The following is a 14,968-nucleotide window of genomic DNA, read 5'->3' as shown; positions in this document are numbered from 1 at the left end:
CGGGACTCACAGGACCGGAGGCTCTAGATGTTTCGACTTTTCTCGGCACTATCGACTTTGCTCATTTGGGGCAGCAGCCCGCTTTGGGCCAACCCAATAACCCTTTCGGATTCAGATGATTGGCGCATTCGCGGCACGCTTGGCCTGTTTGCAGCTGCCAGGACAAATGGCGATGTCACCGTTGCGGGCAATACGGCCGCGCTGGACATGAACTTAAGAGACGCGCTGGAGCATCTGGATTTCACAACCACTGGCCGTCTGGAGGCCTGGCACGGGCGTTTAGGCCTGATTGCCGAGGGCCACTACATCGGACTAAGCGAGACGGCCAATATCTCCGCTGGTCCCGGGGCCGGCCGATCTGCTGAGGTGGATTCCACCCAAAGCTGGCTTGGACTTTTGTTTGGCTATCGCGCCATCAGTGGCGAAATGGGCAATGGGCGCCCCTATGCCTTCGATGTTCAAGGCGGCGCGCGCTACAACCGCCTGACACAAAGCGTTGTCGGCTCTGGCGGGCTGTTGAACGCAGGCGGCACAGAGCGCTGGTGGGAGCCTGTGGTCGGTGCGCGCTATGCGTGGGAGATCGCGGACAGCTGGACGGGCGCAGTGGCGGTGGATGCCAGCGGCTTTGGCGCCAACGGCAACGACCTTGCCTGGAGCGCCAACTTGGCGATCTCCAAACAATTCAACGAACGCTCGTCGGTGGTGTTTGGTTGGCGGCACTATGACATCAACTTTGAAACCACCCGCACGGACGGAGCCTTTGGCGCGGATTTCTACTCAACTGGTCCCTTCATTGCCTACGCCTATACCTTCAAGTGAGCTCCGCATTTGAATAAAGCCAACAAAAAAGCCGCCCAAAAGGCGGCTTCTTCTTCGCTGTGATGTAAGTCCTGAGACTTAGCCCTGGCGTGCTTTGAAGCGACGCTGGGTCTTGTTGATCACGTAAACGCGGCCCTTGCGGCGCACGATCCGGCAATCGCGGTGCCGGTTCTTGAGCGAGCGGAGCGAGTTCTTGACCTTCATGGGCCTTCTCCTCATTTCGCGGCGCTGCGGTGCGCCTGGGGTTACGGGACCTCTCAAATGAGAGGCGATGAATTCATGGTGGGCGATACTGGGATCGAACCAGTGACCCCTTCGATGTCAACGAAGTGCTCTACCGCTGAGCTAATCGCCCTTTACCGACGTATGTTCAATACCCCCTAACAAAAGGGGGCGCGGAAAACCCGCGCCGGTGGCGGTCTCTATAAAAGGAGTCGCAGGGGGGATCAAGGGCTTTTGGCGCAGTAATTTTTGCGGCTATAGTTTGAGGGAACAGGAGAGATGATGCAAACCACCGCTTACCGCATTTTTGAGCCTCAAACCGTGCAAACTTCCGTGGTTTTTGCCTCTCCGCACAGCGGCTGTGACTACCCGGAATGGTTCATCCGCCGCTCTTTGCTCAATGCCCACACGATTCGCTCCTCTGAAGACGCTTATGTGGACCAACTCTTTGCCGACGCCCCAAAGTATGGCGCGCCGTTTCTGGTCGCCCGCGCGCCGCGCGCATTATTGGACCTGAACCGCGCCGCCGAGGAACTCGACCCGGCGCTTATCCAAGGTGTGCGCAAGGTGGGCCACAATCCTCGCGTGGCCTCAGGCCTTGGTGTGATCCCCCGTGTGGTGGCCAATGGCCGCGCGATTTATCACGGCAAGATGACCCGCACCGAAGCTGACGCGCGAATCGACACCTACTGGCGCCCTTACCACAGTGCCCTCAAAGGGCTTCTGGACAACGCCCGACACAGATTCGGTGAAGCGATTCTGATCGACTGCCATTCCATGCCACGCGAGGCGGTGGAAACCGCCACGCGCCGTGGCGTACAGAGGCCTGAGATTGTGCTGGGCGACCGCTTTGGCGCGGCCGCTGATGTGGAACTGGTGGACCAGATCGAAGCCGCCTTCCTGAAGGCCGGCTTTGTGGTGTCCCGAAACACGCCCTTTGCCGGTGCCTATGTGACGCAACACTATGGTCGGCCCCTCAAAGCCCAGCACGCCATCCAAATCGAGATCGACCGCTCGCTCTATATGGACGAAGCCACCATCCAGCCGCACAGTGATTTTGACATCTTCCGCACCCGTTTGACCGAGGTGGTTGCCCAAATCGCCCGCTTGGGTCAGCCAGGTGCCAACAGCCTCGCCGCAGAATAAGCTCAAACCGTTGACCTGACCCACCAGCTTGGTAAGGCTTCTCGCAAAGACGAGGAGACCAGTATGGCCAGTGCTTTGATTGTGATTGATGTGCAAAACGACTTCTGCCCCGGCGGTGCCTTGGCGGTGCCCGAAGGCGACCAAATTGTCCCCGGCATCAACGCCCTGATGGACGACTTCGATACCGTTGTCCTGACCCAAGACTGGCATCCGGCGGGACACTCTTCATTTGCCAGCAGCCACGACGGCAAAGCCCCCTATGAGCTGATCGACATGCCTTATGGCCCACAGGTGCTTTGGCCGGATCACTGCGTGCAAGGCAGTGCTGGCTCGGGCCTGCATGCTGATCTCAACGTGATCCGCGCCAATGTCATTATCCGCAAAGGCACCAACCCGGCCATCGACAGCTATTCTGCGTTTTTTGAGAACGACCAAAAAACCCCAACCGGGCTAGAAGGTTACCTGAAATCTTTGGGCGTCACAGAGATCACCATGGTCGGCCTCGCAACCGACTTCTGCGTGCAGTTTTCCGCACTGGATGCCGCCCGTTTGGGCTTCAAAGTGACCGTCCGTGAAGACCTCTGTCGCGCAATTGACCTGGATGGGTCCTTGGCGGCTGCACAAAATGCCATGAACGCAGCAGGAATTTCTCGCATTTGAGGGGAAATATTCTAGGTTTGTTAACCAATCATCGGGCATTTACCCATTGTTAGTTGTCTGAGAAGATTGGGAAATGGCTGCGGAAATTCACGAGCTTAACCGGGCCTTGGAGGCTTTTGACCGGCGCAACACGCCGGCGGGGTTGCTGGTGCGCTATGCCCGTGGCCGCTTGCGTTATTTCTTCAGTCGCCAGGCCCTAACGCTTTTTGGCGCGATGATCCTGACCTTCTCGGTCTCCCTACAAACCGGTTTTCTAGCGCTGTTCGTGGCGGTGTTGGGGGATCTAATCGACAGCTACGTGCTGCGCAGTGTGCAAAATCAGTTGCATCGGGGCGTGCCGGTTCAGGACCTCCTGCGAAAAACCACGCTGACGGCTGTCGCTCAGTCTTTTGGCCTATCCGTATTTGTTGCCATCCTATGGCTTGCTATTCCCCACGAAGTCGCCTTGCTTCTGTGCTTGGCCTATATGGGGGCAGGGGCAGTGAACGCGATTATGGCGCTGGCCTATCATCGCACCGCGGCGCTCGCCCGTCTCGCGGTCTATGGCGTCACCGTCACGCTCCTGTTTGCCGCTGATTTCTATGTGCTGGAGCATCAACGCGAGCAGTTTTTCTACAATGTCGCTGCCACACTCATGGTCGCTTACACCATGCTGCCCTTTGTCAGCTACGTCACCACCGGCCGCCTAAGGGACCTGCGCCAACAGCGCCGCCAGATCGAACAGGGCTTAGAGCTGGCCAAGGCGAATGCTTCTCTGGTGGCGCGTCAGCGCGAAGGCCGGTTCTTGTCGTCTATTGCTGAAAACGCTGTCGACAGCATCATCATGCTGGACGCGGAGGCCAACACGCTCTGGGTCAATCCAGCCTTCACCCGCAAAACCGGTTACAAACTGTCCGAGGTGGTGGGCAAGCATCCCTCCGACTATCTTCATGGCCCGCGGTCTGATCCGACAATATTGGAGCGCTTTACCGCTGCGATCAACGAAGGCGTGGCCGCGCATGGCGAGAACGTGAATTACACCAAGATCGGCGCTCCATTCTGGGTGGAGACCAACCTCTCGCCGGTTTTTGATGACAACGGTAAGTTGGAGATGGTGATCTCCGTGGACCGCGACATCACCCTTAAAAAGCAACGCGAGGCTGAACTGGCCGAAGCCAAACGTGCCGCCGAACAGGGGGAACGTGCCAAAACCGCCTTCCTGGCCACGATGAGCCACGAGATCCGCACACCGATGAACGGCATCATCGGTATGTCCGATCTCTTGAGTGACGCCAAGCTCAGCCCTGAGGACGCGCTTTATGTGCAGACCATCCGCCATTCCTCTGAGGCGCTGCTGACCATCATCAACGACATTCTCGACTTCTCCAAACTGCAAGACGGCCACCTGAAGATCAGTTCGGTGGCCTTTGAGCTGCAGCCCTGCCTGGATGAGGTTATGAACCTGATGCGCCCCCAGGCGGCGGCCAAGGGTATCCCGCTCAACGTGGAATGCGCAGCCAACCTGCCGCGCACTGTGTGGGGCGACGATGGCCGCCTGCGCCAAATCCTGGTGAACATCATCGGCAACGCCATCAAGTTCACTGAGACAGGTAGCGTGACGGTGCATGTCGGCACCGTGAAAGAAGGCCCGGACCATGGTTTGGAGATATCCGTTACTGACACTGGTATCGGCATTGCTCCGGATCGCATCGAACACGTGTTTGATCAGTTTGCTCAAGCGGATGCCGCCACCACCCGTCGCTTTGGTGGCACGGGGCTGGGTCTCGCGATCTCACGTCAGTTGGCCCGGATGATGGGCGGGGACGTCGTCGCCACCAGTGCAGTGAATGTTGGCAGCTGCTTTGTAATCACCGTAGACTTCCCTGAGGTCAACCTACCCGCCAAGCGGATTGCGGATCTGGATGTCCTGCCTGACCCGGCAGTCTTCACCGACAAAACCGTGCTTCTGGCGGAGGACAACCGCACCAATCGCTTCCTTGTGCAAAAACTGCTCAAAGACCTGCCGCTCACCCTAATCACTGCCGTAAATGGCAAAGAGGCGGTGGACAAAGTCAAGGAACACAAGCCCGACGTGGTGCTGATGGACATGTCTATGCCGGAGATGGACGGGCTCGACGCCACGCGTTTCATTCGCAGACACATCCCGATGCAGCCGCATATCATCGCTCTCACCGCCAACGCCTATCGCAGTGACCGACAGGCCTGTCTGGAGGCTGGCATGAACGGCTTCTTGCCCAAACCAGTGCGCCGCGGCGACCTTCTGAAGGCCATCGCACAGGGGCTGGAAAGCCGCACCCGCGTGGTTCAGTCGCGCTGACTCACCCATAAGGGCTTCCAGACCCTTGGTTTTCTGGGTATCAACGGCGAAACGAGACTGTGAGGACCAGAGAATATGGTCGATATCGCCACCCGTGTCTGGAACCACAAATGGAAAATTGATCCCATTGTGCGCTCCCTCATCGACAACGACTTCTATAAGTTGCTGATGTGTCAGTCGATTTTCCGCAATCGCCCCGACGCCCATGTCACCTTTAGCTTGATCAACCGCTCCTCCAGCATTCGCTTGGCGGAACTGATCGACGAAGGTGAATTGCGCGAACAACTTGACCACATTCAGTCGCTGTCCCTGAGCCGTGGCGAAAGCACCTTCCTGCGCGGCAATACCTTCTACGGTAAACGCCAGATGTTCCGCCCGGACTTCATGGAATGGTTCGAAAACATGCGCCTGCCGGACTACCATCTGGAAAAGCGCGACGGCCAATATGAGCTGACCTTTGAGGGCAAATGGCATGAGGTCATGTTGTGGGAAATCCCGGCCTTGGCCGTGCTGATGGAGCTGCGCGGTCGCGCGGTGCTGCACGACATGCGCAAGTTTGAGCTGCAAGTGCTCTACGCCCGCGCCATGACCAAGCTCTGGGAGAAAATCGACCATCTGCGTACCCTGCCGGACCTGCGGATCGCCGATTTTGGCACCCGCCGCCGTCATTCCTACCTGTGGCAGGATTGGTGTGTACAGGCGATGGTCGAAGGGCTGGGCGACAAGTTTGTTGGCACCTCCAACTGCTTGATTGCGATGAAACGCGATCTGGAGGCCATTGGCACCAACGCCCACGAATTGCCCATGGTGTTCTCGGCCTTGGCGGATACCGATGACGAGCTGCGCCAAGCGCCGTACAAAGTTCTCGCCGATTGGCATGAGGAGCACGAAGGCAACCTGCGCATCATTCTGCCAGACACCTACGGTACCGAAGGTTTCCTGCAGCGCGCCCCGGATTGGCTGGCGGGTTGGACTGGTATTCGCATCGACAGCGGCGATCCCGCCAAGGGTGCCGAAACCGCCATCCGTTGGTGGAAAGAACGCGGCGAAGACCCGACCAAGAAATTGGTGATCTTCTCTGATGGCTTGGACACCGATAAAATCGCCGAGCTGCACACGCAGTTTGCCGGTCGCGTACGTGTGTCTTTTGGCTGGGGCACCTTGCTGACCAATGATTTCCGCGGTTTGACGCCAGATGATGGCCTCGCGCCGTTCTCCATGGTCTGCAAAGCCATCAAGGCCAACGGCAAACCGACGGTGAAACTGTCAGACAACCCCAACAAGGCCATGGGTCCCGCCAGCGAAATTGAGCGCTACAAACGCGTGTTTGGCGTGGGGCAGCAGGACGAAATGGAAGTGATCGTCTAAGCGGTCTGCATCAGGAAAGTCTGCGCCAAAGCCATCGTGCTTGGGTCCCGCAATATCCGCGTGTGACCCAGGCCCTCGGTGACCTCAAACTGTGCGCCTTTCCAGGCCGCGGCCACCTGATGACCTTCTGCCAACGGCACCTGCTTGTCGTCGCGGTCATGCAGGATCAGGGCGCGCTGATCCAACACCGACGCATTAAGCGGCGTTCGAAACTCATCAAACGCCCGCCCGTACCGCGCCTCGATCAACGCTTGCGCCCGCCCGGTGACCTTGTCCGTGGCCCCGAGCATCCGCCCCGCCTGCGCCAGATAGGTGCCCGGATACACCGGCGGCGCAATCAGAATGGCGCGCTTGGCGGCCATGCCCAGCCGCAAAGCCGTTGCCACCGCCGCACCCCCCATGGAGTGGCCGATCACCGCATCAAACGCCCCCTCTTGCGCGGCAAACATCTCCAGTGCATCGACAAAATCCGGCAAGCCAGCATTGCGCACAGGGGACTTGCCATGCCCCGGCGCATCAAACCCCACAACCTCATAGCCCGCCGCAACCAGCGGCTCGGCCAAGCCGCTCAGCTGGCTGACTCGCCCGCCAAACCCATGCAGCAAAAGCACTTTCGGATGTGGTCCTGCGCCTTCTGGCACCCAGCGGTAGACTGACAGAAACCCCAGTGCGCCAAACCGTCGTCGCGTATAGCGCGCCTGCGCCATGGCCGCGCGCTCCCATGCCCGCACCTTTGGCCGCGGCGGCGTGGTGAACAGATGCGCCAGCCGCACCGCCGCGCGATCCGGTGCACTTCGCGACAGCGCCCACATTTGCCCCCGCAACGCTGCCAACATCGCCAGCTTTTTGATCTGCGGAAGCTTGCGCTGCCGCCGTACGACGGAAGGAACACTGCTGTCGGTCATCACTCTCTCCTGTGCCAAATGCACTTGGGTTCCAAAATAGAACTCACATGGTAGTTTATAAGTTCTAAATCAGAACTGAGTCAAGTTCTGTTTTGGAACCTATTGGGAAATTCCGCCAGAGATGCTACATCAGGCTCATGAAATGGACTGATCTCCCCAACGAAGGCTGCTCTGTGGCCCGCACCATGTCGGTGCTCGGCGACCGCTGGACGCTGCTCATCCTGCGCGACACGCTCTTTGGCATCCGCCGATTTGATGACATTCAGAAACGCCTAAAGATCACGCGCCACGTGTTGTCTGATCGCCTCAAACGCTTGGAATCCCACGGTCTTCTGGAACGCAAACCCTATCAGGAGCGCCCCACCCGCTATGAGTATCACCCAACCCAAGCCGCCAAAGATTTTGTGCCGGTCATGCAGGCCATGACAGCTTGGGCGCAGACACATCTGCCGACAGAGAAGTCGGAGCCCTACCGATTCCTCGACCGCGCAACGCGCACTCCCACGGACCCAAAGGTGATCGACGCCAACACCGGCGCCGAAATCACCTCACAGTCGATTTGGGTGGAAGCGAACCGGGATTAGGACAGATACCGCTGCGCCATGGCTATGGCCCGCTCGGCATAGTCCCGCACCGCCGGATGATCATCGGCATAGCGTCCAATGACCCAACCACACGACGCCATCGCCCGCATCACGGTAAACGCCAGCAACAACTGCTCTGCATCGTCCGGTAAGGCGCGCACCGAGGCATAGCCGCGCAGCAATGCCGCGCCCAACGCTGCCTCATTGGCCTGATCCCAATTCTGGGACATGGCCACGCCCAGCTCATACATTCGGAAGCCAAACACGCCGTCGTCAAAATCGATCAGCCGCGTTTGGCCGTCTTGTACAAGCACATTCTCCCGCAACGCATCCGCATGGATCAGGCCAAAATCACCACCCGCCTCGGCATGCGCACCTATCTCCGACCGCAATTTCTCACGACAGGCCAGCAACAGCGCCACCTCATCTTCAGACAGGCTGGCATTCTCCCAGAACCGTCCCCAGGACGGCGCGTTGCCCAGCAACGCATCCAGATCCAAAACCTCTCGCTCAAACGCGTCAGTCCGCTCCATCGAATCGCTGGCCACATGCAACCGCGCCAATTCCGCCCCCAGCGCCTCATGCAGTCGGGCCTGCTCAGCCGCATCCATCCCCAGCGGCACACCACCTTCGCCCAGCGGCTCCCCGTCCAGCCAGGACACCAGCGAGGCTACACGCTCCCCGCCGGTTGCCAGCACGTCGCCAGCCAAGGTGCGGATTGGCTGCGGCACCACCATGCCGGCGGCGACCAACGCCTCAGACCACCACAGCTCAGAGCGGATCGCATCATCGCTCTGATATCCCGGCCGATGCAGCCGCAACGCCGCGCGCTGCCCATCCGGCCCCGCCGCTTCTAAAACGATGTTCTCACGATTCTTGATCAACCGGGGTGTCATCTCCACACCCCAGGCCTTCAGTGCGTCCTGTGCAGCTACAATGGCTTCTTGATTGTTCATAGCACCGCCTCAAACGCCGCGTTCATGGTCTCCACCAACAGATCCGCATTGCCGCGATCAAACGCACAGGGCGGGCGGATTTTTAACGTGTTGTCATAGCGCCCCTCACTGTGCAGCAGCACGCCACGGTCGCGCATCTCGTCAATCATCGCCGTGCACACTTCTGTGGCCGGCTTCCCGTCGCGCCACAGTTCCACACCAAAGAACAGGCCGGAGCCGCGCACGTCGGCAATCACGTCATAGCGTGCCTGCAGCTCTTTCAACTGCGCCACTGCATAGGCGCCCACATCCGCCGCGTTCGCTACTAGCCCTTCGTCTTCAATCACGTTCAGCACCGCATGCGCCGCCGCCGCGCTCACCGGGTTGCCGCCAAAGGTGTTGAAGTATTTGAAGCCTTCCTGAAACGCGGTCAGGATTTCCGGCCGCGTGATCGTCGCTGCCACCGGATGCCCGTTGGCCATTGGCTTGCCCAGCGTCACGATATCCGGCGCAAAGCTAAGTTTCTGGTGTCCCCACCAATGGCTGCCAATCCGGCCAAACCCCGGCTGCACCTCATCGGCAATCACAATGCCCCCTGCGGCCTTCACCGCGGCAACGGCGTCATCAAGGAAGCCCTCTTCCAATGTCGGGAAACCTTCATTGGCAAAATACGGGCAGATGATCAGCGCCGATAGCCCGTGTTCGGAGGCTTCAAGTTCGGCAATCGCCGCTTGCACCGCCGCGGTGAAGGCCGCCTTTTGCCCTTCTCGGGTGCCACCAACCGGCTGCATATTGTCCGGCGCTGGCACCCGTTTCACATGATCCTTGAAGCCGCCAATCGGCACCTTGGAGCTGTTGAGCTGGCTCACCGCTGAGGTGTTGCCGTGATAGGTATTGTCGGTCGTAATCACCCCGGTCTTGCCGGTCATCGCCTGCGCCATGCGCAGCGCCACATCATTGGCCTCGGACCCGGAACAGACCATCACCATGCTGGTCAGGTCATGGTCAAACTTCGCGGTCAGCGCCTCGCCGTAATCCAAAATCCCATCGTGCACATAACGCGTGTGGGTGTTCAGCGTCGCCGCCTGTGTCGCAATCGCCTCCACCACGCGTGGATGGCAATGCCCGACGTGCGGCACGTTGTTGTAACAGTCCAGATATTTGCGGCCGTCTGTGTCCCACAGCCACACACCTTCACCGCGTGCGAGATGCACTGGCTCTTTGTAAAATGTGGTGACATGTGACCCCAACAGCCGTTTGCGCCGCGCCAATGCGTCCGACATGGCTTGCTCCCTCTATTTGCTCCCGCGCCATTACTGCGCCCGAACTCATGAGGCTGCAACCACCAATCAATCGTCGCGGCCAACCTTCCCACGCATGGCCTTCACCTCGCCACGTTCTTTCTTGGCCTTGAGGCGTCGCTGCTGGCTGCCGTAGGTCGGCTTGGTCTTGATTCGCCGTTTCGGTGCCACCAAAGATTTGCGGATCAACTCCGCCAGACGATCCCGCGCAAGGTCGCGGTTGCGTGCTTGGCTGCGGGTTTCATCACATTGGATGATGATCGCCCCGTCCTTGGTCCAGCGCCGTCCGGCCAGCCGCTTGAGCCGCGCTTTCACAGGTGCGGACAGAGCAGGGGAGCGCGCCGCCTCAAAGCGGAGCTCCACGGCGCTCGCAACCTTGTTCACATTCTGACCACCAGGCCCGCTGGCGCGCATGAACTGCTCGGTCAGCTCCCAGTCTTCAATCGTGATCTCATCGCTGATCCGCAGCATGGCTCTCTCCGCGTTGCGCGGCCTGTTCATTAAGATTTACCGGATTGTATGCGCTGGAAATTCGCACCTCCGCAATACAGTCAAAATACCGACGCAATACCGACGTGGCATTTGAGCGACTTTCAGAGGTTAAAGGGGCAACAAAAAGGGCTGCTTCCCGCGTTGGAAACAGCCCTTCGAGATGATTGGAGGTGCGCCGGTTAGGATCACACCAATTCGGACTTTACGTCAGCCAAGGGCTGCCTCAGCTGCGTTCTCCCCAAACTGTTCCGACCTCGTTCTCCATAGCTTCTCTAGACAATGGGCACCTCCTTTCAGATGATTTCGCGTATCTCCAGCCTGCCACAGGTTGGAGATATGTCAAACAAAATCATGTGGTGCGCGCTGTCAAAGACCCCACGATCATGCGGAACGGCACAAGAGCGAGCAGCGCAAGCGTAAGTTTTACGCACCAATCGGCAAAGCCCAGGCTCACCCACAGTGGCACCACAGGACCCGCGCCCAGCAGAGGCAGCATTTCACCTGCCCAGCTCACATCGTTGCCTGGTTCGATGAAGGAGAGTGCGCCGCTGAAAGCAACGGTGAAGAAGATCGCGGTATCCACAGAGGAGCCGATCAGCGTTGACGCCAACGGCGCCCGCCACCAAGCACCTGCTCGCAGACGATCAAAGATCGCCACATCAAGCAGTTGCGCGGTCAGGAAGGCCAAACCGGAGCCAATCGCGATCCGTAAAGTCACTGCAGGATAGGTGAAGCCGTCGCCTTCGAGCATGATCTTGGTACCAATGAAGGAGCAGATCACACCGACAATGAAACCGGCAAAAACCACTTTGCGCGCGGCGGGCGCGCCATACACGCGGTTCATCACGTCGGTCACAAGAAAGGCGAGAGGATAGGTGAACGCCCCCCAGGTCAGCCACTGACCAAAGAGGAATTGCACAAGAATATTGGAGGCTACAACAATAGCAGCCATGGCAATGATGCCAGGAAGATAGGTCGTTTTCATTTGTCTGAGCCCGTTTTGACAAGGTAGCGGCGACTTGGCCCCGCGACCGTCGCGGGACGCAGCGCTCCTACAGCGCAGACCCCAGCAAATCAAGCTTTATTGCGGAATCACATAGTCCACGATCTCAGTGCGCTGGATCAAACGGAAGTTATCATCCGAGATCATTGTGAGCCGAATGCGCCCGGCCTCGTCGCGCCAAACCGCCAAACCCTCGAGGTTGTCGTGAATGCCTATACCTTTGCGCAGCAACAGTTTTTCATCACTTACCGTGTTGCCTTCCACGGTAAAACTGCGGACACGCGCGCGAAATCCCAGGCCATTAAACCCGCGTTCCAGTACATACAGCCGCCCATCCGGCCCAAAATCTGCGCCCACAGGCTGAAACTGTTTCGCGCGTGGCAAGGTAAAGGCCTTTTCCCATTGGCCTTTCTTCAACGTGAAGACCTGCGCCACACTCTCATCGCCAAGCGGCTGCTCGGGGATCGCAAAAATCTTGCCCCAATTGTTGATCGCCAAGGCTTCAAACCCGCCGTTCAACTTCATCCTGTTGAGCTCTTTGCGCCAAGGCATGCCCTGCGCCTTGGCGCCCGGCTGCGCAAAACGGTTCAGCCTGTGCTTACCTTCAAAGGACACCACAAGCTGGCCATTCGTTTGCAAGACCAACCCTTCACTGTCGCGCAATCCCGCCTTTTTGGGGAAATTGCCTTTGGTGTCCAGCACGCGAAAAGCCTTGACGTTTTGAACGCCAAGAACCGCACCGCCCTCGCGTTGCAACGTGCCCGTCACAAACATCCCACGGTCGGAGATCGCCACCATCTCGCGCCCGTCTTCAGACAGCTCGATGCCGGAAAACCCGCCAAACCACCCGTCATGCAGGCGCCAAGTGTAAGTCGAAACATGCTCCGCCAGATCGCTCGACGTGTCGCCGCTCAGGCCACGTCCCGCCAACAAACCCGCGCCGAACACACACGCCGCTACGGCGATTGCAAAACTGCGACGCACTGTTGTGGTAGGTCCGTCATTTGAAGTTCACGCCGTGGTTTTGGTTTGGGCGCATTGGGGTCTGGCGGTGGCGGGAACAATATATCCTGCACCCACTGTCTTGCATCATCACAGCCGTCGCCCTTGGGAGGCGGGTCCTGGTTCACACAGCCAGTTGTGCCATCAGGGCAGTTCAGGCGGACATGGAAATGATAATGGTGCCCCCACCAAGGCCGGATTTTCCGCAGCCACGCACGATCACCTTTGGCGTCATCACACATCTGCACTTTGGCGCCAGGAAACACAAAAATCCGCGCCACACGAGGATCACTTGCGGCTGCTTTCAGGATCTCATGATGCTGTTTCGTCCAACTGCTGTTGACATAAGCGCCCCTGTCCCGGCGCATGGAAATCGAGGAAATGCTCTCACGTTCTGCTGCTGTCAGGTTGAGCCGGTTTGCGGGTAACATCCATATATCAATGTCCAATCCCAGTTGATGGGAACGGTGGCCGGTCAACATTGGCCCCCCGCGAGGCTGGCTGATATCGCCAATATAAAGCCCATTCCACCCTGGCTGCTGCGCGGCCTTGGCAGAGAGGTCTTTGATATAGTCTATCGTGACCGGATGCCCCCAGTTCCGGTTGCGCGACAGGCGCATGGCCTGCCATGTCGGGCCCGTTTCCGGCAGCATATCACCGCCGGCGAGGCAGCCTTTGGAATACCCGCCGAACGGCGCGCTGCTTTGTTGGGAGGCGACAGGTTTGGCACCAAAAAGCTGTTTGGCCTGAACGCCTTGCATGCTTACGGGCACCTGCTGCTGGGTCGATACGGCAACGGTGCGCTCCGGCGCTTCATTCTTACACGCGGCAAGCCCGATCAGGGCCAATACAGTTAAGAAGCGGTAGACCATGTGTCGCTGTCTCCCTTTGGGTTGACCCAGCGTAGCAGGATCAGGCCCAAGAGGAAAAGAGCGATCAGCGGTGTCACGCCAATCTGCTGGCTGCCAGACCAGAGCGTGACAACACCAATCAGGAAGGGCGCAATGAAGGAGGTTGCTTTGCCGGCCAAGGCATAAAGCCCAAAGGACTCCGCGGTTTTGCCCGGCAGTGCCTGACGCACCATCATCGAGCGGCTGGCGGATTGGATTACACCGCCGGCCGCGCCAATCAGCGCGCCCAAGATATAGAATGCCACATCGGGCAACTTGGAGGTTTCTTCGACGGCAAGGCCAAAGACGTTCTCGCGGGAGATAAAGACAATCGCAATGGCCACACCACAGAGCACAAAGATGCAGAATGTGATGACCGGTTTTGGTCCAAGTTTTTCGTCAGCCCGCCCGCCGATCCAAGCAAAGATTGCGCCGGAGATGATTGCCAGAATGCCAAAGATGCCCACATCCACCACTGACCAATTCAACACGCCGGCCGCGTAGATCCCGCCAAAGGTATACATCCCATTCAGCGCATCACGGTAGAACATGGAGCTGCCGAGGTAGGCAAACAATGAAGGCGTCTGTGGTAGGTTTTGAATGGTGCCCCAGACTTCCTTCAACGCACCAGCCGTTGCGCCCTTTACAGGTTTGGTGGGCTTTGGATCACGCACCCAAAGAAAGAACGGGATCATAAACACCGCATACCAAAGCGCGGTCAGCGGGCCAACAAAGCGCGTGCCTTCCCGCTGGCTTGCGTCCAGACCAAAGGCCGGGTCCAACCCGATCATGGTCTTGCCGCTCTGCGCATCCTCGGCAAACAGCGCCAGCATCAGTACAAGTGCAAACAAGCCACCGACATAACCAAACGCCCAGCCATTGCCGGAGATACGCCCCACCTCTTCTTTGGTGCCCAGTTCCGGCAGCATCGAATTGGTAAAGATCGTGGCGAACTCCATACCAATCATGCCAATGGCGAAAAGCAGGAGGGTGGTGTGCAAATCAAAGCTGTCTGGCGCGGCAAACCAAAGGCCAAAGGACCCGACAACATACATCGCTGAGAACAGCCAGATCCAGCGCAGTCGGTTCCCGGAATTGTCCGCCATGGCACCCAGCACCGGCGCGAGGATGGCAATGACAATGCCAGCTGCGGCAACGCCAAATCCCCAGGCTGCTTGAGCCTCGGCGCCGTCACCCATCAAGTCTTTGATGTATGGTGCAAAAATAAAGGTGATGAGGAGGGTGTTATATGGCTGGCTTGCCCAGTCAAAAAAGAACCAACCCCAAATGCGCTTGCGCGCTGAAACTTGTGACATCCGCATCC

General features: G+C 58.7%; 15 protein-coding genes and 1 tRNA gene. 6 read left to right on the top strand and 10 right to left on the bottom strand.

Features of this window, described 5'->3' with window-relative positions; translation table 11 throughout:
* The first annotated feature begins 27 nt into the window (after positions 1 to 27).
* Entirely contained in the window at positions 28 to 819 is a 792-nt protein-coding gene (locus SIB38_RS02280) for a hypothetical protein (RefSeq protein WP_412551252.1), read from the top strand.
* A gap of 78 nt (positions 820 to 897) precedes the next feature.
* Here SIB38_RS02280 and ykgO read toward each other — a convergent pair whose 3' ends face one another.
* Both ykgO and SIB38_RS02270 read right to left on the bottom strand, forming a co-directional pair.
* Positions 898 to 1,023 (bottom strand): type B 50S ribosomal protein L36, encoded by a 126-nt coding sequence (gene ykgO / locus SIB38_RS02275; protein ID WP_054004448.1) that lies wholly within the window; start codon positions 1,021 to 1,023, stop codon positions 898 to 900.
* Between the two features lie 76 nt (positions 1,024 to 1,099).
* Positions 1,100 to 1,174: transfer RNA gene (locus SIB38_RS02270), tRNA-Val, on the bottom strand.
* Between the two features lie 149 nt (positions 1,175 to 1,323).
* Between SIB38_RS02270 and SIB38_RS02265 the strand changes: the two genes are divergently transcribed.
* The 4 genes from SIB38_RS02265 to pncB all read left to right on the top strand — a co-directional run bounded on the left by SIB38_RS02265 (position 1,324) and on the right by pncB (position 6,532).
* Complete coding sequence (locus SIB38_RS02265; protein WP_412551251.1) at positions 1,324 to 2,187, top strand: N-formylglutamate amidohydrolase; 864 nt, start codon at positions 1,324 to 1,326, stop codon at positions 2,185 to 2,187.
* 63 nt (positions 2,188 to 2,250) lie between these two features.
* Positions 2,251 to 2,847, top strand: coding sequence for a bifunctional nicotinamidase/pyrazinamidase (gene pncA, locus SIB38_RS02260; protein ID WP_294115610.1), 597 nt, complete (start codon positions 2,251 to 2,253; stop codon positions 2,845 to 2,847).
* Positions 2,848 to 2,920: 73 nt separating this feature from the next.
* The gene (locus tag SIB38_RS02255) at positions 2,921 to 5,164 is read left to right on the top strand and encodes a PAS domain-containing hybrid sensor histidine kinase/response regulator (RefSeq protein ID WP_294115611.1); all 2,244 of its coding nucleotides are present in this window, start codon (positions 2,921 to 2,923) and stop codon (positions 5,162 to 5,164) included.
* 75 nt (positions 5,165 to 5,239) lie between these two features.
* The gene (pncB, locus tag SIB38_RS02250) at positions 5,240 to 6,532 is read left to right on the top strand and encodes a nicotinate phosphoribosyltransferase (protein ID WP_294115612.1); all 1,293 of its coding nucleotides are present in this window, start codon (positions 5,240 to 5,242) and stop codon (positions 6,530 to 6,532) included.
* On the opposite strand, the gene SIB38_RS02245 is transcribed toward pncB, so the two are convergent.
* Positions 6,529 to 7,437, bottom strand: a complete 909-nt coding sequence (locus SIB38_RS02245) for an alpha/beta hydrolase (protein ID WP_294115613.1) — start codon at positions 7,435 to 7,437, stop codon at positions 6,529 to 6,531. The two genes, pncB and SIB38_RS02245, sit on opposite strands and share 4 nt — an antisense overlap.
* Positions 7,438 to 7,574: 137 nt before the next feature.
* Here SIB38_RS02245 and SIB38_RS02240 point away from each other — a divergent pair, with 137 nt between their 5' ends.
* Complete coding sequence (locus SIB38_RS02240) at positions 7,575 to 8,021, top strand: winged helix-turn-helix transcriptional regulator (RefSeq protein WP_294115615.1); 447 nt, start codon at positions 7,575 to 7,577, stop codon at positions 8,019 to 8,021.
* Here the strand turns inward: SIB38_RS02240 and SIB38_RS02235 are convergent.
* The 7 genes from SIB38_RS02235 to SIB38_RS02205 form a co-directional block, all read right to left on the bottom strand.
* On the bottom strand, positions 8,018 to 8,977 hold the full coding sequence (locus tag SIB38_RS02235) for a phosphotransferase enzyme family protein (RefSeq protein WP_412551250.1): 960 nt from the start codon (positions 8,975 to 8,977) through the stop codon (positions 8,018 to 8,020). The genes SIB38_RS02240 and SIB38_RS02235 overlap by 4 nt on opposite strands.
* Complete coding sequence (locus SIB38_RS02230; protein ID WP_294115617.1) at positions 8,974 to 10,239, bottom strand: aminotransferase class III-fold pyridoxal phosphate-dependent enzyme; 1,266 nt, start codon at positions 10,237 to 10,239, stop codon at positions 8,974 to 8,976. Before SIB38_RS02230 ends, SIB38_RS02235 begins: the two co-directional genes overlap by 4 nt.
* A gap of 66 nt (positions 10,240 to 10,305) precedes the next feature.
* On the bottom strand, positions 10,306 to 10,728 hold the full coding sequence (gene arfB / locus SIB38_RS02225; RefSeq protein ID WP_412551249.1) for an alternative ribosome rescue aminoacyl-tRNA hydrolase ArfB: 423 nt from the start codon (positions 10,726 to 10,728) through the stop codon (positions 10,306 to 10,308).
* Between the two features lie 370 nt (positions 10,729 to 11,098).
* On the bottom strand, positions 11,099 to 11,734 hold the full coding sequence (locus tag SIB38_RS02220; RefSeq protein ID WP_294115620.1) for a queuosine precursor transporter: 636 nt from the start codon (positions 11,732 to 11,734) through the stop codon (positions 11,099 to 11,101).
* 96 nt (positions 11,735 to 11,830) lie between these two features.
* Complete coding sequence (locus SIB38_RS02215; protein ID WP_412551248.1) at positions 11,831 to 12,736, bottom strand: esterase-like activity of phytase family protein; 906 nt, start codon at positions 12,734 to 12,736, stop codon at positions 11,831 to 11,833.
* Positions 12,709 to 13,626, bottom strand: coding sequence for a penicillin-insensitive murein endopeptidase (mepA, locus tag SIB38_RS02210; protein WP_412551247.1), 918 nt, complete (start codon positions 13,624 to 13,626; stop codon positions 12,709 to 12,711). The genes SIB38_RS02215 and mepA overlap by 28 nt, the downstream gene beginning before the upstream one ends.
* Entirely contained in the window at positions 13,608 to 14,960 is a 1,353-nt protein-coding gene (locus SIB38_RS02205; protein ID WP_294115626.1) for an MFS transporter, read from the bottom strand. The genes mepA and SIB38_RS02205 overlap by 19 nt, the downstream gene beginning before the upstream one ends.
* Positions 14,961 to 14,968: the final 8 nt, after the last annotated feature.

Source organism: Shimia sp. MIT910701 (assembly GCF_047126315.1).
Taxonomy (GTDB): Bacteria; Pseudomonadota; Alphaproteobacteria; order Rhodobacterales; family Rhodobacteraceae; genus Shimia.
This window is presented reverse-complemented; position numbering and strand designations above follow the sequence as displayed.

What these genes read in the sequence shown, in the direction of transcription:
- SIB38_RS02280 (WP_412551252.1), top strand. Translation starts at nt 28, where the DNA reads ATGTTTCGACTTTTCTCGGCACTATCGACTTTGCTCATTTGGGGCAGC.
- pncB (WP_294115612.1), top strand. Translation starts at nt 5,240, where the DNA reads ATGGTCGATATCGCCACCCGTGTCTGGAACCACAAATGGAAAATTGAT.
- SIB38_RS02255 (WP_294115611.1), top strand. Translation starts at nt 2,921, where the DNA reads ATGGCTGCGGAAATTCACGAGCTTAACCGGGCCTTGGAGGCTTTTGAC.
- SIB38_RS02240 (WP_294115615.1), top strand. Translation starts at nt 7,575, where the DNA reads ATGAAATGGACTGATCTCCCCAACGAAGGCTGCTCTGTGGCCCGCACC.
- arfB (WP_412551249.1), bottom strand. Translation starts at nt 10,728, where the DNA reads ATGCTGCGGATCAGCGATGAGATCACGATTGAAGACTGGGAGCTGACC.
- SIB38_RS02220 (WP_294115620.1), bottom strand. Translation starts at nt 11,734, where the DNA reads ATGAAAACGACCTATCTTCCTGGCATCATTGCCATGGCTGCTATTGTT.
- SIB38_RS02230 (WP_294115617.1), bottom strand. Translation starts at nt 10,239, where the DNA reads ATGTCGGACGCATTGGCGCGGCGCAAACGGCTGTTGGGGTCACATGTC.
- SIB38_RS02205 (WP_294115626.1), bottom strand. Translation starts at nt 14,960, where the DNA reads ATGTCACAAGTTTCAGCGCGCAAGCGCATTTGGGGTTGGTTCTTTTTT.
- pncA (WP_294115610.1), top strand. Translation starts at nt 2,251, where the DNA reads ATGGCCAGTGCTTTGATTGTGATTGATGTGCAAAACGACTTCTGCCCC.
- ykgO (WP_054004448.1), bottom strand. Translation starts at nt 1,023, where the DNA reads ATGAAGGTCAAGAACTCGCTCCGCTCGCTCAAGAACCGGCACCGCGAT.
- SIB38_RS02245 (WP_294115613.1), bottom strand. Translation starts at nt 7,437, where the DNA reads ATGACCGACAGCAGTGTTCCTTCCGTCGTACGGCGGCAGCGCAAGCTT.
- SIB38_RS02235 (WP_412551250.1), bottom strand. Translation starts at nt 8,977, where the DNA reads ATGAACAATCAAGAAGCCATTGTAGCTGCACAGGACGCACTGAAGGCC.
- SIB38_RS02265 (WP_412551251.1), top strand. Translation starts at nt 1,324, where the DNA reads ATGCAAACCACCGCTTACCGCATTTTTGAGCCTCAAACCGTGCAAACT.
- mepA (WP_412551247.1), bottom strand. Translation starts at nt 13,626, where the DNA reads ATGGTCTACCGCTTCTTAACTGTATTGGCCCTGATCGGGCTTGCCGCG.